This is a genomic window from Oricola cellulosilytica (assembly GCF_019966575.1).
Taxonomy (GTDB): Bacteria; Pseudomonadota; Alphaproteobacteria; order Rhizobiales; family Rhizobiaceae; genus Oricola; species Oricola cellulosilytica.
This window is the reverse complement of the sequence record NZ_JAINFK010000003.1, coordinates 114574-138813: the sequence shown is the minus strand read 5'-3', so window position 1 is coordinate 138813 and position 24240 is coordinate 114574. Positions and strand designations below refer to the sequence as shown.

The following is a 24240-nucleotide window of genomic DNA, read 5'->3' as shown; positions in this document are numbered from 1 at the left end:
GGCCTGCCACGTAGAGGGTGATTTAATTTAATCCTTGAAGAAAAGGTGGTGAACCGATTTAATTCGCGCGCCGGGCCATCGGAGGCGGTGAGGGGAGGGAGCATAAATGTATCTGGGGATCGACCTCGGCACGTCGAGCGTGAAGGCGCTGCTCATCGACGGCGATCAGCACGTAGTCGGTTCGGGAACTGCAAGCGTCGCCGTGTCCCGTCCTCACCCGGGCTGGTCGGAGCAGGACCCTGCCGACTGGATCAGGGCGACGGAACAGGCTCTGTCCGTCCTCCATGCGGATCACGCGGATGCGCTGGGGGCCGTGCGCGGCATCGGGCTTTCCGGCCACATGCACGGCGCAACGCTGCTCGGAGACGATGATGCGGTTCTGCGCTCCTGCATCATGTGGAACGATACCCGCAGCCACGCGGAAGCCGCCGAACTCGACGCCGACCCGAGGTTTCGCGGCATAACCGGCAATATCGTCTTTCCAGGATTCACCGCGCCAAAGCTCGTTTGGGTGGCGAGAAACGAGCCGGATCTTTTTGCCAAGACAAGGAAGGTATTGCTGCCGAAGGACTATCTTCGCCTCTGGCTGACCGGCGAGCATATCTCGGAGATGTCGGACTCCGCGGGTACGAGCTGGCTCGACACTGGAAAGCGCCTCTGGTCGTCTGAGCTGCTCGCAGCGACCGACCTCACTGAAGAGCAGATGCCGGGTCTTGTTGAAGGAAGTGAGGCGGGAGGTCGATTGCGAGCCGAGATCGCAAACCGCTTCGGAATGACTTCGGGAATACCCCTCGCGGGCGGGGCAGGGGACAACGCCGCCGCGGCCATCGGCGTGGGAACGATCCAAGATGGCGCTGCGTTTGCCTCGCTCGGCACCTCAGGGGTCCTGTTTGCCGCAAACGACGCTTATTTACCCAATCCCGAAAGCGCGGTTCACGCGTTCTGTCATGCGTTGCCAAACACTTGGCACCAGATGGGCGTCATCCTGTCGGCGACCGACGCGCTCAACTGGTATGCGAAACTCGTCGGCCAGGACGCGGCCTCGCTGTCCGGAGCGCTTGGCGAGGTTCTGCAAGCTCCGTCGGGTCCGACATTCCTGCCGTACCTTTCCGGTGAACGAACGCCGCACAACGACGCCTCGATCCGCGGGGTCTTCGTCGGCTTGGGTCATGAAAGCGATACGAAGACGCTGACGCGCGCCGTGCTTGAAGGCGTGACATTTGCATTTCGCGACTCGCTCGAAGCGCTAAAGGAAGCCGGCACTAGGCTGGATCGCGTGACGGCGGTTGGCGGCGGATCGCGTTCTTCGTATTGGCTGACACTCCTTGCGACCGTCCTCGGCATCCCCGTCGAGGTGCCTGCGGACGGCGAATTCGGTGCCGCGTTCGGCGCGGCGCGACTTGGCCTGCTGGCCGCGGAAGATCCCGATCCGGCAGCGGTCTGCACGCCGCCCTCCATCGAACAAGTTCACGAACCGGTGCGCGATCTCGAACAGGCATTCGGCGACGCCTACAGCCGTTACCGGTCCCTCTACCCCGCCATCAAGGGAGCACTGGCATGAGCACTGGCTTTTTCGGCGACATCGGCGAAATCAAATACGAGGGGCCGGAGAGCGCCAACCCGCTAGCCTTCCGCTTCTACAACCCCGACGAGATCGTCATGGGCAAGCGGTTGGAAGACCATCTGCGCTTTTCCGTCGCCTACTGGCACTCCTTCGCTTGGGAGGGCGGCGACCCGTTCGGCGGCCGGACGTTCGAACGACCGTGGTATTCCGACACGATGGAAGCCGCGAAGCTGAAAGCCGATGTTGCGTTTGAAATGTTCACGGCGCTGGGTGTGCCGTTCTACTGTTTCCATGACGCCGATGTGCGTCCGGAAGGGGCAAACTTTGCTGAAAACACCCGCAACCTGAACGAGATCGTCGACTATTTAGCGGAGAAGCAGCAGGCCACGGGCATCAAGCTGCTTTGGGGCACGGCGAACCTATTTTCGCACCGGCGCTACATGTCGGGCGCGGCGACAAATCCCGATCCGGACGTGTTCGCGTTTGCCGCCGCGACGGTGAAGACGTGCATGGACGCAACCCGCATGCTTGGCGGTGCGAATTACGTTTTATGGGGCGGGCGCGAAGGTTACGAGACGTTGCTCAACACCGACCTGAAGCGTGAGGATGCGCAAATGGGCCGGTTCCTCAACATGGTTGTCGAGTATAAGCATAACAGCGGTTTCGAAGGCACGATCCTGATCGAGCCTAAGCCGCAGGAGCCCACCAAACACCAGTACGACTACGACGTGGCCACGGTGTTCGGCTTCCTGAAGCGCCACGGCCTGGAAGACGAGGTGAAGGTCAATATCGAGCAGGGCCATGCCATTCTCGCCGGCCATTCCTTCGAGCACGAGCTGGCGCTCGCCAACGCGCTCGGAATTTTCGGCTCCATCGACATGAACCGGAACGACTACCAGTCCGGCTGGGACACCGACCAGTTTCCGAACAACGTGCCGGAAATGGCGCTCGCCTACTACGAAGTCCTGAAGGGCGGAGGTTTCAAGACCGGCGGTACGAATTTCGATGCCAAGCTGCGGCGGCAGTCGATCGAACCGGGCGATCTTCTGATCGCCCATATTGGCGGTATGGATTGTTGCGCGCGCGGCCTGAAGGCCGCGGCAAAGATGCTGGAAGATGGCGCGCTCTCATCGATCGTCGAGGAACGGTATTCCGGATGGAGCAGTGAAGAAGCGCAGAAGATGTTGAGCGGCGGCTACACGCTTGAAGAGATCGCGCGCCATGTCGACGAGTCCGGGATCAATCCGCAACCGAAGTCGGGCCGGCAGGAACTGCTGGAGAATATCGTCAACAGGTATGTGTAAGGTATGGCAAGAATGTCGCCAATCACGTAGCCAGAAAATTCTCCATCGCCGCGTTGACTGCTTCAGGACTCTCGATTGGCGAGGAATGACCCGCATTCGGTATCTTCGCTAATTTCGACGTCGATATCGCGGCATGCATGCGCTTCGACCTCTCAGGCACCGTCGCGGTATCTTCTTCCCCGACAATAATGAGCGTCCTGGCGGTGATACCGGAAATTTGGTCGAGGATACCTTGGCGGTTGATCACGCCCTTCACCGCGCGCGTAATCCCGGTTCTGTCCCGAGAGGCTAGCTCCTTGCGCCAATAGGCACGCTCGTCGACCCGCGAGGGATCGTTCATGAAAGTTCTTCCAAAAAGTATCGGCATTACGCGGCCCACGACGAAACCCACTCCAAGCCATCTGGCGACGAGGTTCAACAGCCGATATCGAGGAAGATTTTCCGGCGGTTCCGGTTCAGCCGACGTATCTATAAGTATCAGCGAATTGAGCAAGTCCGGCCTGCGAAGCGCGATGCGCATGCCCACCATTCCGCCCATTGAAAGGCCGACGAAGTGGCAAGGTGCCGCGTCCAATCGCTCAATTAACCTGATTGCGTCTTCAGTCAGGGTATCGATGTCATAGCCGCTTTTCGTGACGCTGCTTTTTCCCTGGCCGCGATGGTCAAACGTGATGCAGCGATATCGATCTTTGAAATGCGCAATCTGATTTGCAAACATTTCGCCGCTCATGAGCAGACCATGAGAAAATACCATCGTGTTCTCGCCGCTTCCGGCTTCCGTGAAGTGAATGTGAGCTTCCCCGATCTCGGCAACTGCCATGACGGTCCTCCAAGTGCTAAACTATCTCAGCATAACATGGGGTTCCGCGGCGGCGGGGATACAACCCGGGCAGCGCCTACGGCGGGTGGATGTGAGAAACTGGCGCCGCGATGGCTTCACCGGGGTGCGGTGATGGCCGGCGTGACAGGGCCACTCAAACCAGCTCTTCCATCCATTTTCTCAGCTTGTAGGCCGTGGTCGTCTCGTCGACCTCCACGTCACCGAATTTGATCGGCGTGCCATCGTTGATCGGGTTCTTCAGCTTGACATCGTGTGCAAGGCCGAGAGGCAGGTAACCGGCGGCAATTGACGCCTTCATGGGCCGCAGACCGCCCGTGACGGTAAATCCGCCCTCGCCATCGAGGATTTCTCCCGCGCTCAGATCGCGCTTGGCGATCGCCACAACATCTCCCTTGCATGTCGTGGCAACGCCAGTCGCTTCGCCGCGCAAACCGACCGACGCGACGGAAATCGGCAGTTCGAGGCCAATCAGGTGCCAGCGCTTGTAGAGCGACGCGTAGCGCCCGCTCGTGTCCGTCTTGACGTGGTATTCCTGAAAGCAGTTGCGCTGGTATTCCGTCTCTCCCTCGAAGACAACCCAAACGCCTTGGCGGATGTCATAGGGTACCGGTTCGCCCTCGCGCGTGAGCGAGGATGCGACCTCCACCATCCCCTTGTGATCCAGAGCGCCGCCTTCGGACCTCGGGCGCATTATGTTTGCGAGATCTTCCGCGCCGCCGACGGGAAACCGCAATCCGTCGGCCGGTACGTCCAGGCCGGTCGCATTGGCAATCGCCGAAGACTCGATCGCCGGCTTGGAGCCGTCCAGAAACGAGTTGAACATCTTGGGATTGAGCCGCCCGCGTTCGGCATGTGTCCGGCTGATGCCCCAATGATCCCACACGGTATCTGGCGTCGACTTCCTGTATTCCGGCAGCCATTTGTGCCCCCGCCCAGCCGCGACAACGTCGAATCCACAGGCACGCGCCCAGTCGACCAGATCGCATGTCAGCGCGGGCTGATCCCCGTATGCCATGGAGTAGATGACACCGGCCTCCTTCGCCTTGGCCGCGAGCGCGTAGCCGCAAAAGGCGTCGGCCTCGACCGTGACGTTGAGGACATGCTTGCCGTTTCGAAACGCTTCGAGCGCATGGTTGATGGCATGAACCGGCGAACCGGTGCATTCGATGACGATGTCGATCGCGGGGTGGGAGACCAGCTTTTCCCAGTCATCGCCGACATGGGTCTTCCCGCTTGCGGCCGCATCGTCGAGCGACTGCGCCGAGAACCGTTCTGGCGACCAGCCGACATACTTCATGTTCGACATGGCGTTCTCGGGCGACAGGTCCGCTATGCCAATCAGGTGGATGCCGTCCAGCTTCAACACCTGCGAGAGAAACATCGAGCCGAACTTGCCCGCGCCGATCAGGCCTACCCGGATCGGGTTTGCGTTTTCCGCGCGCTCGTTCAGCTTCGCAAACAGGTTCATGGCGTTCCTCGACCGGCGTTGCTTCCGTACGGGTTGCTGCCAAATCCGGTCCACACCTGCAACCATAATTTGCAGGACTGCCCGTTCAGTTCGCACTTACGCCCCCGCCATTCGCCACGGCTCGAGAATGCGACGTGCCTCCGCACGTCCCTTCTCGGTAAGCTGGAGAAGGTCGCCATTGCGGGTAACAAGCCCCTGGTCGATGCTGCGTATCAGCACCTGCGTGGCACGCGCCTCGTCCCACATCAGGTGATCGTGCAGCGCCCTGGTGACATTCTCTGCCGCCTGTTCAGGCTGATCCTCATGGTTGTAGAGATGAACGGCAAGCGTGCGGCATTCGTTCGACTGCTCCAACCCCCGCCGGCGGAGGATCTGGGCAACTAGCCCGTAGCGCGGGCCGAGCAGGAAGGCCGCCATCAGAAAAACGCCGGTCATGACGGCCATCACGCCGCCGATCGACACATTCCACGCGACTGCAAGAAAATAACCGCTGATGCTCGATGCGATTGAGATGATCGATCCGCACAGCAGCATAAGCGTCAGCCGGTCCGTCAGCAGGTAAGCGGCGGAGGGGGGAACGATCACGAAGGCGATGAACAGCACAGCGCCGACGGAATCGAAGGCGGCGACGGCAGTTGCACTTGTCAGCGCCAGCAACGCGTAGAAGATCGCGACGGGCGCGAAGCCGAGCGCCTTTGCCAGCGCTTCGTCGAAGGTCGCCAGCTTCAACTCCTTGAAGAAGATCGTCACGAAAGCGAGATTGAGGAGCGTCATTAAGCTCATCGACAGGAGCGCTTGGGGGACCGGATAACCGGCGATGTCGAGCGTATTGAGCCAGACGAATCCGATCTCGCCGAGAAGGACCATATGCTCGTCGATATGCACGTCACGGGCGTAGACATTCAGCAACAGCACTCCGATCGAAAACAGGACCGGAAATACGAGGCCGATGGCGGCGTCGTTCTTCACCCGCTTGGTCGACGCCAGCAGTTCGCTGAGGAAAACCGTAAAGATGCCCGTCAATGCGGCGCCCGCAATTTGAAAAGGGCCGGTTTGCTGGCGGGTCAGCAGCCAGACGATGACGATCCCGAAGACGATTGAATGGCTGATTGCGTCGGACAGCATGGAGCTTCCACGCAGCACGAGGAACGTCCCGAGCAAGCTGGCGGCAATGCCGACAAGAGCCCCGGTCATCACGATCATGAGGGAAGGGGTCTGGAAAAGGGCCATAAGCACGGGTTAGGATTCCTGCTTGCCGAGATTTGTGAGAATGCTCTCCGCTTCCTCGATCCCCGCCTGTGTCAGCGTCCAGTGTGGTGTCGTCTCGGGTATGTGGGTGACGGGTTCGACCAGCCCGCGCGCTTGCAGCCGTTTCAGCACCGGCGTGGTGCCGACGCCGTGGTACGCGTCGACCATGCCCTGCTCCGAGGGATAGCCGGAGTCATGGTGATGCGCGGCCAGCCGGTAGAGGGTTGTCAGCACCCGTTTGCCGCGCAGATTACGCCGGTTGCGGGCGCGGCGGATGATTTCCCAAAGCAGTCCGCGACCGGGCGCAAACAAAAGCGACACTGCGACGGCCGCCGATGCGGCAAGAACGATCAGCGGTCCGGTTGCCAGACCCGGGCCGAGTGCGCTTACCAGCGCGCCGGATATCCCGGACGCCATTCCGATGAGGGCCGACAGGATCACCATTGTTTCGAGGCGTCCGCTCCATTGGCGCGCGGCCGCCGCAGGCGCGATCACCATCGCGGCCATCAGGACCACTCCGACCATCTGCAGCCCGACGACCACCGCAAGCGCAATCATGACGGTGAGTGCAACCTCAAGCACCAGCACCGGATAGCCGAGCGAAGCGGCGAATACCGGGTCAAACGAGACGAGTTTGAATTCTTTCCAGAGGAGGGAGACGATGCTCAATGCGACGGCCGTGACGACGCCCATCACCCACAGATCGCTGCGCAGAATGGCAGCGGCCTGCCCGAAAAGGAAAGAATCGAGGCCGCCCTGAGAGGCGTTTCCGGTGCTTTGAATAAAGGTGAGCAGCACAACGCCGAGCGCAAAGAACACGCTCAATGCGATTCCGAGACCGGCATCGGTTTTCAGCCGGCTGTTGCGGGTGAGGAGCAGCATAAGGAGCGCCGCGAGCGCTCCGGTGACCAAGGCTCCGGCGAGGATGAACCCGATCTGACGAGCGCCGGCAATGATGAAGCCGAGGCAAACGCCCGGAAGGGCGGCATGGGAAAGTGTGTCTCCCAATAGGCTTTGCTTGCGCAAAACCGCGAAGCAGCCGAGCACACCGCTGATAACGCCGAGCAATGCCGCGCCCAGCGCGACATTCTGGATCGTGTAGTCGCTCAGGAACCCCAGCATCAATTCGGTCCGCGCAGGGGCACCACTTCGGCGTCAGGGGCATCGTCGAGAACGGCATCGCGCTCGAGAAGGGCGATCTGGCCGCCATAGGCCTTGCGCAGATTGGTGGCGTTGTAGACGTCACGCACCGGTCCTTGGGCGATGACGCGCACGTTCAAAATCACCAGCCAGTCGAAATAGCTGCGCACCGTCTGCAGATCGTGGTGGACCACAATTACTGTCTTGCCCTGGTCCCGGAGCTTGCGCAGGATGTCGACAATCGCCCGTTCCGTCGTGGCATCCACCCCGGCCATGGGTTCATCGAGGAAATAGATGTCGGCCTGCTGCACCAGGGCGCGGGCGAGAAAGACGCGCTGCTGCTGCCCGCCGGAGAGCTGACTTATCTGCCGGCTCGCGTAATCCTGCATCCCGACCAGTTCCAGCGCGTGCATGGCTTCCGCGCGTTCGCTGCGGCCCGGACGGCGGAGCCAGCCGAGTTGGCCGTAAAGCCCCATCATGACAACGTCGAGCGCGTTGGTGGGAAAATCCCAATCAACGCTCGAGCGTTGCGGCACATAGCCTATCCGTCGTCGCTGGGCCTGATAGGGGCGGCCGTGAATCGTGACGTGACCGGCGGTCGGCTTGACGAGACCGAGGATTGACTTGATCAGTGTGCTCTTGCCTGCGCCGTTGGGGCCGACAATCGCGGCCATCACGCCCGGCGGTACATCGAAGTCAATGTCCCAGAGGACCGGTTTGGAGTGATAGCTGACCGTAAGATCCTCGACATGAATCGCAAGGTCGGGCTCGTGCAGCGTCGTCGTCATGTCGGTTATTCCGGTTTCTGTGTCTGACCTGGCGCTCATTCAGTTCTCAGCCGCTGCGAGTTCCCATTCGGATGCCCAACGTGCCAACGTTTCCGGGAGGGGAGGCGGCGTTCCGCCGAGCGCTTTGGTGATGTTGTAGGTATTGTTGTAGATCATGCCGATATAGGTGCCGCCCACAGTGCCTGCTTCTCCCATCGCGTCGGAGAAAAGCTCGGCGCCGATCTCGACCGTATGGCCTTGCTGCGCGGCGGCGTCGATGACCGCCTGAATCGTGCGTGGATTAATGGTGCTCTCGATAAACACCGCAGGTACCTGTCGCTCGGCGACAACGTTAGCCATGTCGCGAATGTCGGCAACCCCGGCCTCCGATTCCGTGCTGATCCCCTGAATCCCTGCAACCTCTATGCCGTAGGCGCGCCCGTAATAGTTGAATGCATCATGTGCCGTGACCAGAATTCGTTGCGCCTCGGGAATCGTCGCGATGCTTTCGCGAACCCACCCGTCCAATGCTTCAAGCTGTTGGCGATAGTCATCCGCGTTCGCGTCGATCCTGTCGGCGCAATCCGGCGCGAGCGTCTTCAGATGGTCCGCAATTACCGGAACGATCTTTGACCATAGGGCAGCGTCCATCCACAAGTGCGGATCGATGCCGTACAGGTCCTGCACGCTTATCAGTTCGGCGGGTTCGATCGCGGTCGGGGAAACAGCAACTGTAGGCATCCGTTCCGACATTTTGCCGAGCACCTCGCCGAGCTGACCTTCCAGCGAATAGCCGGAATAAAAGATCAAGTCCGCGGTCTGGAAGGTGCGAACGTCGCGCGCGGTCGCCTGGTAAAGGTGTGGATCGACCCCCGGTCCCATCAAGGTGGTCGATTCGACGCAATCGCCACCCACGCTGGTAACTATATCACCGATCATGCCGATCGTTGAAACGACATTGACGGTTTCAGCGCGGGCCGGACCGGCGAGGGAAAGCGCCGCGATTGTGCAAGTCGCCATCAGGGCGGTCAGCTTGGAAGCGTGTTTGGGCGTTGGCATTTGAGACCCTTCTCCGTTTAGATTACACGATTGAATATGAGAACCATTTGCAAAAGTCAAACTTTTTGCGAATGAGTTGCAACTGCACCTTCCGTCGGTATTCCGCAGGTGGACGCTTCCGCGATACGCGCGTAGACGAGTGGTAAATCACGGGTGGGGCAACGGTGAGACTTTCTGCAAATCTCGGCTTTCTGTGGCGGGAGCTACCATTGCCCGACGCGATCCGGGCTGCGGCCGCTGCCGGTTTTGGTGCAGTCGAGTGCCATTTTCCTTTCGATTTCCCGCCGGCGGTGCTTCGGTTCGCGCTTGCTGACAGCGGAATTCCGATGTTGGTGCTGAACACGAGGCCGGGGGATCCTGTAGCAGGTGATTTTGGGGTGTGCGCCGTACCTGGCCGAGAGGACGAAGCGCAAGCCGCGATAGACGAGGCGATTGCCTATGCGTCCGCTATCAAGTGCCAGGCGGTGCATGTGATGGCCGGCAAGACCGACGGGAGCGCGAAAGCAGAACGGAGTTTTCGGCGCAATCTCGATCACGCCTGCGCCCATGGGGCGGGGGCCGGGCTGCGGATTCTGATCGAGCCGATCAACACGATCGACGTCCCCGGCTACCATCTGTCGTCAATGGATCGCGCTGCCGACATCGTCAAAGCGCTCGGACACAACAATCTCCGGATCTTGGCCGACTGTTATCATCTGCAACGGATGGGGGTTGACCCCGTCTCCGAAATCCGGCGGCATCTGCCGCTGATCGGGCATATCCAGATCGCGGCGGCGCCGGATAGGGGCGAACCGGACCGTGGTGAAATCGATTATAGGGTGGTCGCCGCCGCATTGCGCGACATGGGTTATGGCGGCTATCTCGGCGCGGAATACCGCCCGCGAGGAACCACGGAAGACGGACTGGGGTGGATGACGATCTTCAGGTCTGGCCGGCCTTGAACATCGGCCCGCCCTGATGGCGGGGAAATCCGTACCCGTGCACCAGCGTCACATCGATGTCCGAGGGCTTAAGCGCAATGCCCTCGTCCAGAACGGCGCGCGCTTCGGTCTGCATGGCGGCCATGATCCGGTTCATGATGTCCTCATCCGAGAAATCCTTGCGTTGGATTCCAAGCCGCTCGCTTTCCTCGCGAACGATCCGCTCGACCAGCGGATCCGGGTCGCCGGTCCGCGAACCCTCCGCATAGGAATACCAGCCGGCTCCCGTCTTCTGGCCGAACCGGCCGAGTTCGCAGATCCGGTCGGCGATGCGTGAATAGCGCGCCTCGGGGTCGCGGCTCGCGGCCTGCCGCTTGCGCGTCGCCCAGCCTATGTCTAGGCCCGCAAGATCCTGGACGGCATAAATGCCCATGGCGAACCCGAAGCCGCGCATCGCCGCGTCGATCTGCTCCGGCAGTGCGCCTTCCTCCAGCATGAAGTCGCACTCGCGCCGGAATGCCGAGAAGATCCGGTTTCCGATGAAACCGTCGCAAACACCTGCAATAACTGGGATTTTGTGAAGCATCTTCGCAACGGAAAGGGCCGTTTCCAGCGTTTTCGGCGAGGCGGCTTCGGTCTTGACGATTTCCAGCAGCTTCATCACATGGGCCGGCGAGAAGAAGTGCAATCCGACCACGCGTGATGGATCGCTCGTTGCGTCGGCAATTGCGCTGACGTCGAGATAGGAGGTGTTGGTGGCGAGAATCGCATCGGCCCTGCATACCTTGTCCAGATCGGCAAATACGGCGTGTTTGACGTTCATGTCCTCGAAGACCGCCTCGATGACCAGATCGCAATCCGACAGCGTCTCGTAGCTGGTCTCCGCCGAAAAACGCACCAGCGTTTCGGCAAGTGTCTCGTCGGTCAGGACGCCGCGCTTGCGGCTCTGCTCCAGAATGCCCTTGACGCGGCCGATCGCCTGGTCGACGGCCTCGGCGTCGCGCTCGATCAAGGTGATCGGCAATCCGGCCAACAGAAACGACGCGGCAATGCCCGCGCCCATCGTTCCGCCGCCGATCACACCAACCGATCGGATCTCCGCCGGTTTCTCATTCTTGATCGCATCCGGTCTGCCGGTGTTGCGCTCGGCAAAGAACATGTAGCGCAGGGCGGCGGACTGCTCCGTATCCTTCAGCGCCATGAAGCGCGCACGCTCAGCGGTAAACGCGCCCGCCGCAGGCATCGTGACGGCGTCGCGGACGGCTTCGAGACCCGCAACCGGCGAAATCTGTCCACGCACCTTTGCCTTGATGGAGGCTCTCTGCTTCGCCCAGAATGTCTCGTCAGGATTTCCGACCGGCGGACGCGCGGATAGCGTATCCGGCTTCCCATTGGCGGCCAATTCCCGCGCCAGTTCCGCAGCTTCCTCGACACGATCATTTTTGGCGATCCGGTCGGCCAGGCCGATCGAGACGGCTTGGGCGGCATCGACCGGCTTTCCGCTCGTGATCATGGCGATCGCTTCCTCAACGGGAACGAGCCGGGGCAGGCGGACCGTTCCTCCGGCGCCGGGGATCAGTCCGAGCGAGACTTCAGGCAATCCGAGTTTCGCGCCGGCCTCGACGACACGCGCCGAACAGCCGAGCGCCAGTTCCAGCCCGCCGCCGAGCGCGGTGCCATGGATTGCCGCAACCCAAGGAACGTGGGCATTCTCGATCTCCGCGATCACGTCGGGGAGATGTGGCGGCTGCGGCGGCTTGCCGAACTCGCGAATATCCGCGCCTGCGACGAAGGTTCGACCGGTGCATAACAAGACCACCGCCTGAACTGCATCGTCGGCGTCCAGTCGCCGGACGGCATCGCTCAAACCCGCGCGCACCGCCTGCGACAATGCGTTGACGGGAGGGTTGTCGATAGTGACGTACGCGATATTTTCGTCGACGGTTACGCTGACCGGTGCTGTCATGGATAGGCTTGTCCTGGCTGGTGCGTTCTGGTTATGCCCGGTTGCTGCCGTTCTACGCGGGCCAGACCGCCGAGAATGAGATCGGAGGCGAGAGCGGCATACTCCTCACGCGTCACACCCGCACCCCTACGGTGCCACATGTAGAACCAGTTGAGCATGCCGAAGGCGGACATGGTCACCGGTCTCAGCAATTCGGGGCGGCGGGCGAAGAGCTCGGGCGCGGCCGCTTCGATCGCATCGGACATGATTCCGACCAATCGCCGCTGGTGACTCTTGAGAACCCGCTGGGCTTCGTCGGGCAGGGAGGCCATCGCGTCGAGCTGGAGCTTGTGTTCGGCGTCGGCGTCCCGATAGGCATCGAGCAGCGAGAATGCGATCAGGTGAAGGCGCGCCTCGGGAGCGTCCGGCAGATCCAGCGCTTCGAGGCTGGCGGCCAGACCTCGCAAATGCCCGTCGAGAATGCCGAACAGGAGCGCATCCTTGCTGTCATAGTAATGATAGAAGAGCGCCTTCGACACGCCGCTCGCCTTGGCAAGCTCGCTCATCGAGGCGCGGTCGTAGCCGTGCCGCGCGAAGAACGCCGCTGCCGTCTTGAGCAGGGATGCGCGCTTCTCGTCGTGGTTCCTGGCAATCGAGCGGGCCAACGGGGCGGTTATCCTTTCGCACGGTTGTCGACGATGCGGACGGCCTTGCCCTGGCTCCGGGCCACCTGCTCGGGCGGGGTCACGTCGATGCGGGACGATATTCCGATCACCTGTTTTATCCGTTCCGAAAGATCGGCTGCGGCGGCCGCCCGCGCGGCTTCGTCGGCATGGCCTGCAGTCGCTTCGACATGGACGGTCATTTCGTCCATCCGGCCTTCGCGGGTCAGTTCGATCTGGAAATGCGGTGCCAAGGCCGGAACCCTGAGGATTTGCTCTTCGATCTGCGTTGGAAACACGTTGACGCCGCGAATGATCATCATGTCGTCGGAGCGGCCGGTGATCTTCTCCATCCGCCTCATCGTGCGCGCGGTGCCCGGCAATAGGCGTGTAAGGTCGCGGGTGCGATAGCGGATGATCGGCATCGCCTCCTTGGCGAGCGATGTGAACACCAGTTCGCCCTTCTCGCCATCGGGCAGCACTGCCCCGGTCTCCGGATCGACGATCTCGGGATAGAAGAAATCTTCCCAAATGTGCAGTCCGTCCTTGGTCTCCACACACTCGTTGGCCACGCCCGGCCCGATCACTTCCGATAGGCCGTATATGTCCACCGCATGCATATCGAAAGCCTGTTCGATCTCGATCCGCATGGCGTTGGTCCACGGTTCGGCGCCGAAGATGCCGACCTGCAAGGGGCTCCTTCGCGGGTCGAGCCCCTGCGCCCGATACTCGTCGAGGATCGACAGCATGTAGGAGGGAGTGACCATGATGGTCGATGCGCCTAAATCCTCAATCAGCGTCACCTGCCGGGTCGTCATGCCCCCCGATACCGGCACCACCGTACATCCGAGCTTCTCGGCGCCGTAATGGGCCCCGAGCCCGCCGGTAAAGAGCCCATAGCCATAGGAGATGTGAACGACATCGCCCGGCCGCGTGCCTGCCGCGCGCATGGACCGGGCCACCACATGCGCCCAGTTTTCGATGTCCTTATGTGTATATCCGACGACCGTGGGCTTGCCCGTCGTGCCGGACGATGCATGGATGCGCAGGACTTGGTCGCGCGGGACCGCAAACATTCCGAACGGATAGTTGTCACGCAGGTCCGGCTTTGTCGTGAACGGGAACTTTGCAAGGTCGGCAAGATCCTTCAGGTCGTCCGGGTGAACGCCCGCGCCGTCGAATTTCTGGCGGTAGAAGGGAACGTTCTCGTAGGCGTGGCGCAACGTCCAGCGCATCCGCTCCAATTGCACCGACGCGATCTCGTCGCGCGAGGCGATCTCGATCGATTCAAGCTCGCTCTTGGCCGGCGCGATATCCTTCATGATGCTGTCTCTCCATCCTGCTGGGACGCCTCATCGTAGAGCGTTCCGCCAACGGCCCGCGCCAGTCCGCGAAACAGTGCTATCACCGTACCGTCCTCGCGCCTCACGGTGACATCGTATGTCCCGGAGCGGCCCCGCCGCACGATCTCAACGGCGGTTGCTGTGAGACGGTCTCCCGATCTGGCCGGGGCGACATAGGTGATGCTGTTCGACTGGGCGACGGTCGCCTCGTTGCCGCTGTTGCAGGCGAAGGCAAACGCACTGTCTGCAAGCGCGAAGATCACCCCGCCGTGGCAGTTGTCGTGGCCATTGGTGTGGTGCTTCTCGACGGTCAGCGTCAGTGTGGCCGTGCCCTTGCCGACGCTCTCGATGGTCATGCCGAACCACTTGGACGCGTTGTCGCTCGCCCACATCGCGGCTGTGCTCCGCTCCGCGCGTTCCTGATCGCTCGCCGCCATGCTTCGCCTTACGCCTTGCCCGAAAAGATTGGCTTGCGCTTGTCGAAGAAAGCGGTGACGCCTTCGGCGTAGTCCGGCGTCCGCCCGGCGCGGCCCTGGAATTCCGCCTCGCGGTCGAGATGGGCGTCGAAGCCGCTGGCCCCCGCCTCGTGGATCAGTTGTTTGGTCAGCGCGAAACCGACCGTCGGCCCGGCGGCGAAGCTCTCCGTCATGGCGCGCGCTTCATCCATGAGATGCGAGTCCGGCACCGCTTTCCAGATCAGCCCCCATTCGGCTGCAGTCGCGGCGGGCAGGGGCTCCGCCGTCAGCGCCAGCCCCTTGGCGCGGGCCTCTCCAAGCAGACGCGTCAGCATCCATGATCCGCCGGCGTCCGGCACCAGCCCGATCTTGGAAAATGCCTGGATGAAGGAAGCGGATTCGGCGGCAAGAACGATGTCGCAGGCGAAAGCCAGATTGGCGCCCGCGCCCGCCGCCACACCATTTACAGCGCAAATGACGGGTTTTGGCGCCGCGCGGATCATGCGGATCAGCGGATTGTAGAAGCGGTTCAGCGTGTCGGACAAATCGGGCGGGCCGGACATCTTTCTCCGGTCGCGGTCGCCGAGATCCTGGCCCGCGCAAAATCCCGTGCCGCTGCCGGTGAGCAGGATTGCGCGGCAGGCGTCGTCGGAGATCGCTTCCTCCAGCGCGGCGCGCAGCGCGAGATGCATTTCCTCGTTGAACGCATTGCGGCGTCCGGGGCGGTTGAGGGTGAATTCCACCCAACCGTCGTGACGCCCGATCAGGACCGTGTCGCTCACAGATTTCCTCCCTGTCCGCGCAAAGAGGCGGAACCGATCCTTTGCACAAAGCCGACCGCTCGGTCAATTATGCCCCGATTATTCGCAGCGAGGCTGAAATTTCGTTTCCGTGATCAGTCGAGTTTCGAGATCCTTGAACGGATCAAATGCTCTCGCTGGAGGGGGAAATGCGATCTCTAAGCCACATTCTCGGGCAAGCTCGTCGAAGATGCGCAGCGTCGCGTCGAACCGCCTCGGCGATGCCGGCTTGAACGTGTCTCCGTCGGCGACATTCAGAGGAACCTGATCGTCATCCCAGTGGATCGGGATGACCCGTTTCGCCCCGACTGTCCTGACAACGTCGTTCCAGTAGCGCGAGCGTGCTCTCGGCGGCTTGAACCCCAGCCCGGCAATTCCGAGGAATATGATATCGGCCTTCGTGCCCGCTTGGCGAAAGATATCGCCGATGTCGCCGGCCGACGGCACGAAAAGCATTGTCCTGCCACGGTGGGCGACGAACACGGAAAACGCCGTTCCTTCTTTCAAGGCCCATAAGCTGGAGGGAAACTTCAGAGCGGCGGATGTCGTCCCCGAGAGGAGGGGCGTCGTGGGGTTCTTGCCGTGCGGGGTCTTGATCAGTGTCACGGAGAAGGCACCGGCGGCAAGGTGTGCCGTCTGCGCGCCGTCCGCGAAGGGCGGGATTGTTTTCACGCTCAGCCAGTCGCGCTGGGGAAGCGAGAAGCCCGGATACGCCTGCGATGCCTTCACTACGGACAAGATCGACGGGTCCGCGACCAGCGTTGCGCCGCTCCATGCGGCGAAATAGGGCGCGTCGAGCGCGTGGTCGTAGTGACCATGGGTCGGGATGACGAGTTCAAGTCCACGCCGAGCGACGTTTCGGCAACTCGCCGGGTCTTCCGCTTTTCGTGGCGCGCCCGGCGCCCTGCAGATTCGGTGCTCGGCGATCACCGTCCTTATCTGCTGCTCGGACGGCCCGAACCTGCGAAAATAACGGTGCTTCTCGCGCGTTACGAAACCGTCGATCAGCAGTTGTGTCGTTCCGTCATCAATGAGAAACGAACTCGTGCCGAAGAAGGTCAATCGCAGGCCGCCACCCGGCTCGGCCGGATCAATCTGTTCGTCGATTGCCCGCTGGCGGAAGTCGGTGGTGGAGCAGGCCGAGAGCGTGGTCGCCACGAGAGCCAGGGAAATCGTGGCGATCGAAAAAACGCGCAATGTCAGGTCCTCGTCGTGTGACCGGCGAAGGGGTCGGATGCCGGAGATCACAGCAAACTTCGCCGACCGCACGTTTCAGATCAAGGGCGCGGCTCAAGGCCACCGCTGGGCGCTGATCGCGCGGCTCGTCCGTGTGCGGGCAATGCCGTCAGGAGGAGCGCTCGAGCCGGAAGCCCAATTTGACACCGACCTGGAAGTGGGCGACCTTTCCGTCCTCTCCGACATGTCCGCGAATTTCGGTCACCTCAAACCATTCGAGGTTGCGGACGCTCTTGTTGGCCGCGGCAACGGCGTTCCTGATCGCGCCGTCGATCGACTCGGTCGACGATCCGTAGACTTCCGTGATCGGATAGACGTGGTCCATTTTTGCCTCCTGCGTTGACTTGCGGTGCGACCCTACACCCAATGGGCGGCAAAGACGAAGCGCCGCCGCCGAGGCGGATCATTGATAGTTACAAATGAAACCAATACGATTCCGGCGAAGCCATCGCACGCGATGAGGAGGCTGCAATGCTTGAGAAAGTAAAGGCCGAAAAACGGTTCGCTCGGTCGGAGGCGACGGAACCGGGCTATATGCCCGGCTTCGGAAACGACTTTGAGACGGAGGCGCTGCCGGGCGCGCTGCCGAAGGGCGTGAACAGCCCGCAGAAATGCGAATACGGGCTCTATGGGGAGCAGCTTTCCGGCACGGCGTTCACCGCGCCGAGCCACCAGAACGAGCGGACATGGTGCTACCGCATCCGCCCGTCGGTGAAGCACACTTCGCGCTTTGAGAAGATCGAGCTGCCCTACTGGAAGACCGCGCCCCATGCCGTCGACGACGTGATCTCGCTCGGTCAATATCGCTGGGACCCCGTGCCAATGCCCCAGGGCGCGGAGGCGCTGACATGGCTGACCGGGATGCGCACGATGACGACGGCCGGCGACGTCAACACGCAGGTCGGGATGGCGAGCCACATCTATCTCGTCACTGCGAGCATGGAAGACGCCTATTTCTACTCCGCCGACAGCGAATTGCTGATCGTGCCGCAAGAGGGGAAACTGCGCTTCTGCACCGAACTCGGCGTCATCGACCTGGAGCCGAAGGAGATCGCCCTCATCCCGCGCGGTCTCGTCTACCGGGTCGAGGTGCTTGACGGGCCTGCGCGCGGCTTCGTCTGCGAGAATTACGGCCAGAAGTTCGAATTGCCGGGGAGGGGCCCGATCGGGGCCAATTGCATGGCCAACCGGCGTGATTTCAAGACGCCGGTGGCCTATTTCGAGGACCGCGAGGCGCCCTCGACCTTGACGATCAAATGGTGCGGGCAGTTCCACGAGACTAAGATCGGCCATTCGCCGCTCGACGTCGTTGCCTGGCACGGCAACTACGCGCCCTGCAAATACGACATGCGCAACTACTGCCCGATTGGCGCGATCCTGTTCGACCATCCCGATCCGTCGATCTTTACCGTGCTGACGGCGCCGTCCGGCGTCGCGGGCACTGCCAATATCGACTTCGTGCTGTTCCGCGAGCGCTGGTCGGTGGCGGAAGACACGTTCCGGCCGCCCTGGTACCACAAGAACGTGATGAGCGAGCTGATGGGCAACATCTACGGCCAGTACGACGCCAAGCCGCAGGGCTTCGTGCCGGGCGGCATGAGCCTGCACAACATGATGCTGCCGCACGGGCCGGACCGCCATGCCTTCGAGAAGGCGTCGAACGCCGATCTGAAACCGGACAAGCTCGACAATACGATGAGCTTCATGTTCGAGACGCGCTTCCCGCAGCACCTGACCGAATTCGCGGCGAAGGAAGCGCCTTTGCAGGACGACTACATCGATTGCTGGGAGAGCCTGGAGAAGAAATTCGACGGAACAAAGGGGAAGAAGTAGGCTTGCGCCGCACAAATGTGATCGCCGGAGCAGCGAAGAGGCATTCTTCCAGCGCATTCCCGTGGTAGCATCCGCCGTCTTCAGCTTAGGGCGGATGAAATGAGCGAGAGCAGCGTCACGGTTCTGGTCGGAACCACGAAGGGGGCGTTTCTGATCTCCGGCGGCGCGGACCGGAATGGGTGGGCGGTCAGCGGCCCCTTCTGCGACGGCTGGCCGATCAACCACATCATCGGCGATCCCGAAACCGGCACGCTTTGGGCCGGCGGCGGCAGCGACTGGAACGGCGCCGGCATCTGGCGGTCGGACGACGGCGGCGAAACATGGGAAGTGACGCGCCTGACAAAGGGCCAGGTGGACGAATGGGCGGCCAACGACGCGGATTTGGCGGCGATGATCGGCTGGACCGAGGAGCCGTTGCCGTTCACGGACCAGTTCTCGCAGATATGGTCGCTTGGCTACGCGCACGGCATGCTCTACGCCGGCACCAAGCCGGCCAATCTGCTTGCAAGTGGGGACGGCGGCAAGAGCTGGGAGCGCCTGGAGGGACTGAACAACCATCCGTCCGCCGACAGCTGGAACCCCGGGGCGGCAGGCCTTGTGCTGCACTCAATTGTTACCGATCCTTCCGATGCGAAGAAGATATGGATCGGCATCTCGTCGGCGGGCGTGTTCGCCACGGAGGACGGCGGCGAGAACTGGGAGCGCCGCAACCGGCTGTCGAATGCCAAAACCTGCGGCCAGCACGATCATCCTGCTGCACCGCGCGACGGCGAGATCGGCCATTGCGTCCACAACATGATGCGCGCGCCGGGCAACGGCGACCTGCTCTACCAGCAGAATCATCACGGCGTCTGGCGCTCGGCCGATGGCGGGAGAAGCTGGGACGACATTACGGCGGGGCTCCCGTCGACCTTCGGTTTTCCGATCCGGGTCCACCCGCGCGATCCCGAAACGATCTGGACGCTTCCGTTGAATGGCGACATGGCGGGCCGCTTTCCGCCCGACGCAGCGGCGGCCGTCTGGCGGTCGCGTGACGGCGGGCAGAACTGGGAAGCCATGCGCGAAGGCTTGCCGCAGGAGAGCTGCTATTTCACCGTGCTGCGCCAGGCGATGGGCGGTGACCGGCGCGATCCCGCAGGTGTCTATTTCGGCACCAACAGTGGCTCGGTCTTCGCCTCGGCCGACGAGGGCGACAACTGGAGCGAGATCGCCCGGCACCTGCCGACCATCCTGGCGGTGGAGGTTGTGGAGCGAGGGTAGAGCGCGCCGCAGTGCCGTTCTCGCGCAGCCCGAAGTTTTCCGGCCGACCTTGTTTGGCGCTCGAGGGCCACTACTGTTGGGAGATGAGTCTCTTCGTCTACGGAACTTCCGGAGCTACCGTCTTGTCTCGACTACTTTCCGTGATCTGCGCCATGCTCCTGCTGGCCGCCCCCGTCCTGGCCGACGCAAAGCAGAGGGTAGCGGCGCTCGCGCCCAACGGATTGGTGCTGGCGGTCGACGGGGAGGGCAAGGAGCTGGTCGCCCAGAACGCTGATGAAGCCTTCGTTCCGGCCTCCGTCGCCAAGATCGTCACCGCGTGGCTGGCTATGGAGGTTCTCGGCGGCGACTACCGCTTCCAAACCCGCTTTTACGTCGATGACGATCGTGTGCTTTATGTGCGCGGGGGCGGCGATCCGTTCCTGATCTCCGAGGAACTGGCGCTGCTGGCGCCCAGGCTCTTCGCGGAAACCGGCACGGAGCCGTTCACCGGAATGGTTCTCGACGCGAGCTACTACCCTGCCGACATCCGCATTCCCGGCATCGAAGACACCAACGAGGCGTACGACGCCCTGAACGTGGCGCTTGCGGTGAACTTCAACACCATCAATGCTGTCAGGAGTGGCAAGACGGTCCGCTCTGCAGAGGAGCAGACGCCGATCACGCCGCTCGCGATCAGCGAGTTCCGGGCGCGCGGCCCCAACGGCAGGGGCCGCATCAGCCTTGCGCAGGCAGATCCGAGCGTGAGCGTGCGCTACGCCGGCGAGCTCATCGCAGCATTCATCGAAAAGGCTGGCGGCAGCGTCGGCGGCGAGATATCGACCGGCTCCGTTCCCGACGGACTGGAACCGGTCTATGTTCACCGCCAATCGCGCGACCTGTCGGAAATCCTGCGGCTGATGCTGATCGGCTCGAACAACTACATCGCCAACCAGGTTTTCCTGGAAATCGGCGCCTCTCGCCTTGGCGGGCCGGCCAGCCTCGAAAAATCGCTCAAGGTCGCCGCCGAACTCCTTGCCGAACACGAACTCACGGACGCCATCCAACTGGTTGAAGGCTCCGGCATCAGCCGCGACAACCGCTTCACGGCGAGGGGGCTTGCCAAGGTGCTGGACCTGTTTGCCCCGCATGCCGGCCTGATGCGCAGCACTCGCGCCGGTTCCCGCTACAAGACCGGCACTTTCGACGGCGTCCGCACGCTGGCAGGCTATGCCAGGACCACTGACAGTGGCGATGTGCGTTTCGTTATCTCGCTGAGGGGCGGGGGCAAGCTGCGGTTCCGGCTGCTCGACGCCATCGAGAAGGGGCTGTAGAGGAAGCGGTGGGCGCTCAAGTCCTCAGATGTTCCCGCCTTTCACTCCCCCGGGGGATACCAGTACATGGCCTCGTCAGCGCCTTTCTCGATGACGACGAAATTGTTGGCGAAGACGCGGAAGGGGGCCGACCATTCGCCGTCCGGCCACTGGATGCGGATCTCTGCGCGCTCGGCGACGCCGGTCCCGACATGGACGAAGCCCGCGGATCCCGAGGCGTGGCCGCCGCCGATCTGGATTTTTCGCGTGCGCGTCTCGTTTCCCGACTTGACGAGGATCGTCGCGCCGACGGCGTTGCGGTTCGCGCCCTTCTGGGAGAGTTCGATCTGCAGCCAGTTGCCCATCGGGCGCGTTCCTGATGCGGTCTCGCCGCCGGTGTTGCGGAACAGGCTGAGCGGCTCGCCCCGGTTGACCACAGCGAGGTCCAGCATTCCGTCCATATTGAAATCTGCGACCGCCGCGCCGCGCCCGCGCCGGGGCAGGGCGATGCCGGCGGCTTCGCCAGCTTCGTCGAATGTGCCGTCATATCGCCCGAGCAGCAAATTATCTGGATCGTAGGCGGCGAAATCCGGCATCTGCTCGACATTGCCCTTGGCGATGAAGAGATCGAGCCTGCCGTCATTGTTGAAATCGGAAAATTCGGCGTGCCACCCGGTCGAGGGCTTCAGGTCGTCGCCGGCATAGGGGCGGTGGGCCGTGGCGTTGCGGTCATAGGCGATGTCGCGATAGACGGGCCGATCGTGGTCGGCCTCGTCGTCTAGCGTCTGCAGCTTGGTGTCGCCCATCGAGGTGAGCGCGTATTCGGGATAGCCGTCCGCGTCGAGATCGGCCTCGGCGATGCCCATTCCCCAGATCTGCACGCGGCGCCAGCCGTCTGAGGAGCGGTAGGGGCGCGGCGGGCGGCCCGGCGAAACGCGCCAGAGCTGCTCCTCGCCCTCGCGGTAATATTGCCGGTCGTTGGTGATGCGAAGCGCTGGCTCGCCGGACCGGTTCCAGTCGGTGAACAGCATCGACAGCGCGCAGTAGCCGGGCGTCAGTACGGTCTGCTCGGAATAGTCCGGTCCCTCCGTCCCGGACGGGCGGATCAGCACGTTGTCGTGACAGGTGCCCCAGGGCGAACCTGGCGCCGAACGGTCCACGTAATTGCCAAACGCGAGTGACGGGAAAGCGAGGTCGGGTTCGAAAGTCGCCGCGAACGCTGTGGTCCAGGCGCGGCCGCCGTCGAAAGCGAACGCGCGGCTCGCGTCCTCGAAGGTGCAGTCCGGACCGCCTTTCAGGATCACGTTCTCGCCGACGCGCAGCGCAACGAGGTCGCGCACCCCGTCATTGTCGATGTCGAGCGGGTAGAAGCCGGTCACGCGCTCGCGCACCGGTTCAGGGATCGCGTCCGCCTTTTCCTCGAACCGCAGTTTGCCCGCGGTTGCGCTTCGGTTTACAAAGATCGCGGCCGGTTCGGTTCCGCCGGCGACGGCGAGATCGGGAAGCCGGTCGCCATTGCAGTCGAATGCTGCCGCACCGCCCCCGACGAAGTATTCCCAAGGACCCGTGTAACGATGATCGATACCCGCATCGGCTGCCTGCTCAACCAGCGTCGGAACGTCCATGTCGAAGCCGTTCGCCGCCGCCGGAGTGGTGACGAGACCCAGGAGAACGGTCGCGAACCTCTGGAACCGGGTCATTCCTTGATCTCCAGCGTCTTGAGGAAGGCGATCAGCGCGCTGCGCTCCCCGTCGGCGCGTTCCAGATAGGCGTCGCGGGCCGCCCGCGCATCGCCGCCATGGGCGCGGATGATACCGTCGAGCGTCGTGAAGTCGCCGCGGTGGCCGTATGGAGCGCTTGATCCGACGCCCCACAATTCGGTCGTCTGGAACACGTTGCGCTCGACGAAACGCTGGCCGAGCAGTTCGTTGCTGAGCGCGGCGACCTGCCGGTCCGCCATCACGTACCGTTTGAGATCGCCGAACAGCGGCACGAGGTAATTGCCGTCTTCATCCTTCTCCAGCGCCGCCGCCCAGTCCAGCAGGCCAAGATCGTAGGAAATGCCTGCAACCTCGCCTTGGCGAAGCGTGCCGGCCGCGTCGAGCGGGCCGGGATCGGCGAAGACCAGGCTTTTCAGCGGCAGGGCGCGGCGGTGACAGTTCGCGCAGCCGATCTCGTCGAACAGTATGCTCCCCGTTGCCGCCGCTTCCTTCCAGGCACTGTCCGCTGGTTCGCTGACTTTCGGCGGGGGCAGGGTCGCCTGCCAGGCGACGAGCGCAGAGATGTCGCCCTCGGTCAGTTCAACGGGATTGCCGTCGGCGTCGAAATCATCCTCTCCGGTCCAGCGCGCGCCGAAGCGCTCGGCGGCCTGCATGCCGTGATGGTGGTTCATGGCGTTGACCGTGAACTGGCGCAGCGAGGTCATCACGCCCTTCTGGCTGAAGGGACGGATCACCAGATCGGTGTCGACCCCATTGATCTCTTCCAGATCCACGATTCCGTCCGGCATCGCGGTGAGCGCGCCGAAATCGACGCCCTTCGTGACCAGTCGCGCGCTCACCGGCTCACCATTCGCACGAGCCTTGCGCAACGCGTCGCGCCGGATGGCGTGCAGGTCGGCGGTCATCTCTCGCGCCAGCAGTTCGACCAGCCCCGCGCCCATCAGGTGGTTGGTGTTGCGCTCGTTGGAGAATTGCGGATCGGTTGTGTCGAAATCGGCGTTGGCGAAGCCTTCGGACACGAAGACATTGACCGTGAAGTCGCCGGCACCGCCGATGACGGGCTGGTTGTGACAGCTCGCGCATGAGTTTGCGTCGAGGCCGGCGGTGCGGTGGAACTCCTTGTCGGTCGGCCGCTTGCGTTTTGTCGGGATGATCGCCTGCGTCGCCATTGGCCGGCCGGCGCCATCGAGGTCGGTGAACTTCGCGCTGAACAGAACTTCGCCTTGCGCAATCAGGTCGTGGAGCGCTTCGCTACTCAATGCGCCGGAAAGTTTTTCCTGGTCGACATGCTCGAGAATGGCGCGTTCAGTCCATGCCGGTTCACCGGCGGCGGTCGTACTGGTGATGAGGCTACACACCAGCACCACGGAAAATCTCTTCACCAT

At 62.6% G+C, this 24240-nt stretch carries 21 protein-coding genes; 6 read left to right on the top strand and 15 right to left on the bottom strand.

All coding sequences use genetic code 11. The features are described 5' to 3' along the window. Window positions 1-106 precede the first annotated feature (106 nt). Both xylB and xylA read left to right on the top strand, forming a co-directional pair. Window positions 107-1561, top strand: coding sequence for a xylulokinase (gene xylB / locus LC298_RS08200; RefSeq protein ID WP_131566312.1), 1455 nt, complete (start codon window positions 107-109; stop codon window positions 1559-1561). Beyond that, the gene (gene xylA, locus LC298_RS08195; RefSeq protein ID WP_131566309.1) at window positions 1558-2868 is read left to right on the top strand and encodes a xylose isomerase; all 1311 of its coding nucleotides are present in this window, start codon (window positions 1558-1560) and stop codon (window positions 2866-2868) included. The genes xylB and xylA overlap by 4 nt, the downstream gene beginning before the upstream one ends. A gap of 22 nt (window positions 2869-2890) precedes the next feature. On the opposite strand, the gene LC298_RS08190 is transcribed toward xylA, so the two are convergent. From LC298_RS08190 to LC298_RS08165, 6 genes are all read right to left on the bottom strand, one after another. Beyond that, complete coding sequence (locus tag LC298_RS08190) at window positions 2891-3688, bottom strand: alpha/beta fold hydrolase (protein ID WP_131566306.1); 798 nt, start codon at window positions 3686-3688, stop codon at window positions 2891-2893. Window positions 3689-3842: 154 nt separating this feature from the next. After that, window positions 3843-5177, bottom strand: coding sequence for an NAD(P)H-dependent oxidoreductase (locus LC298_RS08185; RefSeq protein ID WP_131566304.1), 1335 nt, complete (start codon window positions 5175-5177; stop codon window positions 3843-3845). A gap of 96 nt (window positions 5178-5273) precedes the next feature. After that, window positions 5274-6407, bottom strand: a complete 1134-nt coding sequence (locus LC298_RS08180; protein WP_131567607.1) for a metal ABC transporter permease — start codon at window positions 6405-6407, stop codon at window positions 5274-5276. 9 nt (window positions 6408-6416) lie between these two features. Next, entirely contained in the window at window positions 6417-7547 is a 1131-nt protein-coding gene (locus LC298_RS08175) for a metal ABC transporter permease (protein WP_131566301.1), read from the bottom strand. Further along, the gene (locus LC298_RS08170) at window positions 7547-8392 is read right to left on the bottom strand and encodes a metal ABC transporter ATP-binding protein (protein ID WP_280176618.1); all 846 of its coding nucleotides are present in this window, start codon (window positions 8390-8392) and stop codon (window positions 7547-7549) included. Before LC298_RS08170 ends, LC298_RS08175 begins: the two co-directional genes overlap by 1 nt. Continuing rightward, window positions 8393-9391, bottom strand: coding sequence for a metal ABC transporter solute-binding protein, Zn/Mn family (locus tag LC298_RS08165; protein ID WP_223385598.1), 999 nt, complete (start codon window positions 9389-9391; stop codon window positions 8393-8395). It lies immediately after the preceding gene. Window positions 9392-9600: 209 nt separating this feature from the next. Between LC298_RS08165 and LC298_RS08160 the strand changes: the two genes are divergently transcribed. Beyond that, entirely contained in the window at window positions 9601-10332 is a 732-nt protein-coding gene (locus LC298_RS08160; RefSeq protein WP_223385597.1) for a hydroxypyruvate isomerase family protein, read from the top strand. On the opposite strand, the gene LC298_RS08155 is transcribed toward LC298_RS08160, so the two are convergent. From LC298_RS08155 to LC298_RS08125, 7 genes are all read right to left on the bottom strand, one after another. Then, complete coding sequence (locus LC298_RS08155) at window positions 10313-12277, bottom strand: 3-hydroxyacyl-CoA dehydrogenase NAD-binding domain-containing protein (protein WP_131566295.1); 1965 nt, start codon at window positions 12275-12277, stop codon at window positions 10313-10315. The two genes, LC298_RS08160 and LC298_RS08155, sit on opposite strands and share 20 nt — an antisense overlap. Continuing rightward, entirely contained in the window at window positions 12274-12921 is a 648-nt protein-coding gene (locus LC298_RS08150) for a TetR/AcrR family transcriptional regulator (protein ID WP_131566292.1), read from the bottom strand. The genes LC298_RS08155 and LC298_RS08150 overlap by 4 nt, the downstream gene beginning before the upstream one ends. 8 nt (window positions 12922-12929) lie before the next feature. Beyond that, on the bottom strand, window positions 12930-14240 hold the full coding sequence (gene paaK, locus LC298_RS08145) for a phenylacetate--CoA ligase PaaK (protein WP_131566289.1): 1311 nt from the start codon (window positions 14238-14240) through the stop codon (window positions 12930-12932). After that, window positions 14237-14698, bottom strand: a complete 462-nt coding sequence (gene paaI, locus LC298_RS08140) for a hydroxyphenylacetyl-CoA thioesterase PaaI (protein ID WP_131566266.1) — start codon at window positions 14696-14698, stop codon at window positions 14237-14239. Before paaI ends, paaK begins: the two co-directional genes overlap by 4 nt. Before the next feature lie 8 nt (window positions 14699-14706). Continuing rightward, window positions 14707-15498: a 2-(1,2-epoxy-1,2-dihydrophenyl)acetyl-CoA isomerase PaaG gene (gene paaG / locus LC298_RS08135; protein WP_131566263.1), complete on the bottom strand. Its 792-nt coding sequence runs from the start codon at window positions 15496-15498 to the stop codon at window positions 14707-14709. 78 nt (window positions 15499-15576) lie between these two features. Next, the gene (locus LC298_RS08130) at window positions 15577-16713 is read right to left on the bottom strand and encodes an MBL fold metallo-hydrolase (RefSeq protein WP_158284697.1); all 1137 of its coding nucleotides are present in this window, start codon (window positions 16711-16713) and stop codon (window positions 15577-15579) included. 148 nt (window positions 16714-16861) lie between these two features. Beyond that, the gene (locus LC298_RS08125) at window positions 16862-17077 is read right to left on the bottom strand and encodes a dodecin (RefSeq protein WP_131566258.1); all 216 of its coding nucleotides are present in this window, start codon (window positions 17075-17077) and stop codon (window positions 16862-16864) included. A 146-nt stretch (window positions 17078-17223) separates the two neighbouring features. Between LC298_RS08125 and hmgA the strand changes: the two genes are divergently transcribed. The 3 genes from hmgA to LC298_RS08110 all read left to right on the top strand — a co-directional run bounded on the left by hmgA (window position 17224) and on the right by LC298_RS08110 (window position 21155). Next, a complete protein-coding gene (gene hmgA / locus LC298_RS08120; protein WP_131566256.1) occupies window positions 17224-18585 on the top strand; it encodes a homogentisate 1,2-dioxygenase in 1362 nt (453 codons plus the stop codon). Between the two features lie 99 nt (window positions 18586-18684). Continuing rightward, window positions 18685-19845, top strand: coding sequence for a WD40/YVTN/BNR-like repeat-containing protein (locus LC298_RS08115; RefSeq protein ID WP_131566253.1), 1161 nt, complete (start codon window positions 18685-18687; stop codon window positions 19843-19845). A gap of 122 nt (window positions 19846-19967) precedes the next feature. After that, entirely contained in the window at window positions 19968-21155 is a 1188-nt protein-coding gene (locus tag LC298_RS08110; RefSeq protein ID WP_223385596.1) for a D-alanyl-D-alanine carboxypeptidase/D-alanyl-D-alanine-endopeptidase, read from the top strand. Between the two features lie 41 nt (window positions 21156-21196). Here the strand turns inward: LC298_RS08110 and LC298_RS08105 are convergent, their stop codons facing one another. After that, window positions 21197-22834: an FG-GAP repeat domain-containing protein gene (locus LC298_RS08105; protein WP_131566248.1), complete on the bottom strand. Its 1638-nt coding sequence runs from the start codon at window positions 22832-22834 to the stop codon at window positions 21197-21199. Then, window positions 22831-24240, bottom strand: coding sequence for a cytochrome c family protein (locus LC298_RS08100; RefSeq protein WP_131566244.1), 1410 nt, complete (start codon window positions 24238-24240; stop codon window positions 22831-22833). The genes LC298_RS08105 and LC298_RS08100 overlap by 4 nt, the downstream gene beginning before the upstream one ends.

Bases quoted from the DNA above. Each gene is read 5' to 3' on its own strand.
- xylB (WP_131566312.1), top strand. From the start codon at position 107: ATGTATCTGGGGATCGACCTCGGCACGTCGAGCGTGAAGGCGCTGCTC.
- xylA (WP_131566309.1), top strand. From the start codon at position 1,558: ATGAGCACTGGCTTTTTCGGCGACATCGGCGAAATCAAATACGAGGGG.
- LC298_RS08190 (WP_131566306.1), bottom strand. From the start codon at position 3,688: ATGGCAGTTGCCGAGATCGGGGAAGCTCACATTCACTTCACGGAAGCC.
- LC298_RS08185 (WP_131566304.1), bottom strand. From the start codon at position 5,177: ATGAACCTGTTTGCGAAGCTGAACGAGCGCGCGGAAAACGCAAACCCG.
- LC298_RS08180 (WP_131567607.1), bottom strand. From the start codon at position 6,407: ATGGCCCTTTTCCAGACCCCTTCCCTCATGATCGTGATGACCGGGGCT.
- LC298_RS08175 (WP_131566301.1), bottom strand. From the start codon at position 7,547: ATGCTGGGGTTCCTGAGCGACTACACGATCCAGAATGTCGCGCTGGGC.
- LC298_RS08170 (WP_280176618.1), bottom strand. From the start codon at position 8,392: ATGAGCGCCAGGTCAGACACAGAAACCGGAATAACCGACATGACGACG.
- LC298_RS08165 (WP_223385598.1), bottom strand. From the start codon at position 9,391: ATGCCAACGCCCAAACACGCTTCCAAGCTGACCGCCCTGATGGCGACT.
- LC298_RS08155 (WP_131566295.1), bottom strand. From the start codon at position 12,277: ATGACAGCACCGGTCAGCGTAACCGTCGACGAAAATATCGCGTACGTC.
- paaK (WP_131566289.1), bottom strand. From the start codon at position 14,240: ATGAAGGATATCGCGCCGGCCAAGAGCGAGCTTGAATCGATCGAGATC.
- paaI (WP_131566266.1), bottom strand. From the start codon at position 14,698: ATGGCGGCGAGCGATCAGGAACGCGCGGAGCGGAGCACAGCCGCGATG.
- LC298_RS08125 (WP_131566258.1), bottom strand. From the start codon at position 17,077: ATGGACCACGTCTATCCGATCACGGAAGTCTACGGATCGTCGACCGAG.
- hmgA (WP_131566256.1), top strand. From the start codon at position 17,224: ATGCTTGAGAAAGTAAAGGCCGAAAAACGGTTCGCTCGGTCGGAGGCG.
- LC298_RS08115 (WP_131566253.1), top strand. From the start codon at position 18,685: ATGAGCGAGAGCAGCGTCACGGTTCTGGTCGGAACCACGAAGGGGGCG.
- LC298_RS08105 (WP_131566248.1), bottom strand. From the start codon at position 22,834: ATGACCCGGTTCCAGAGGTTCGCGACCGTTCTCCTGGGTCTCGTCACC.
- LC298_RS08100 (WP_131566244.1), bottom strand. From the start codon at position 24,240: ATGGTGAAGAGATTTTCCGTGGTGCTGGTGTGTAGCCTCATCACCAGT.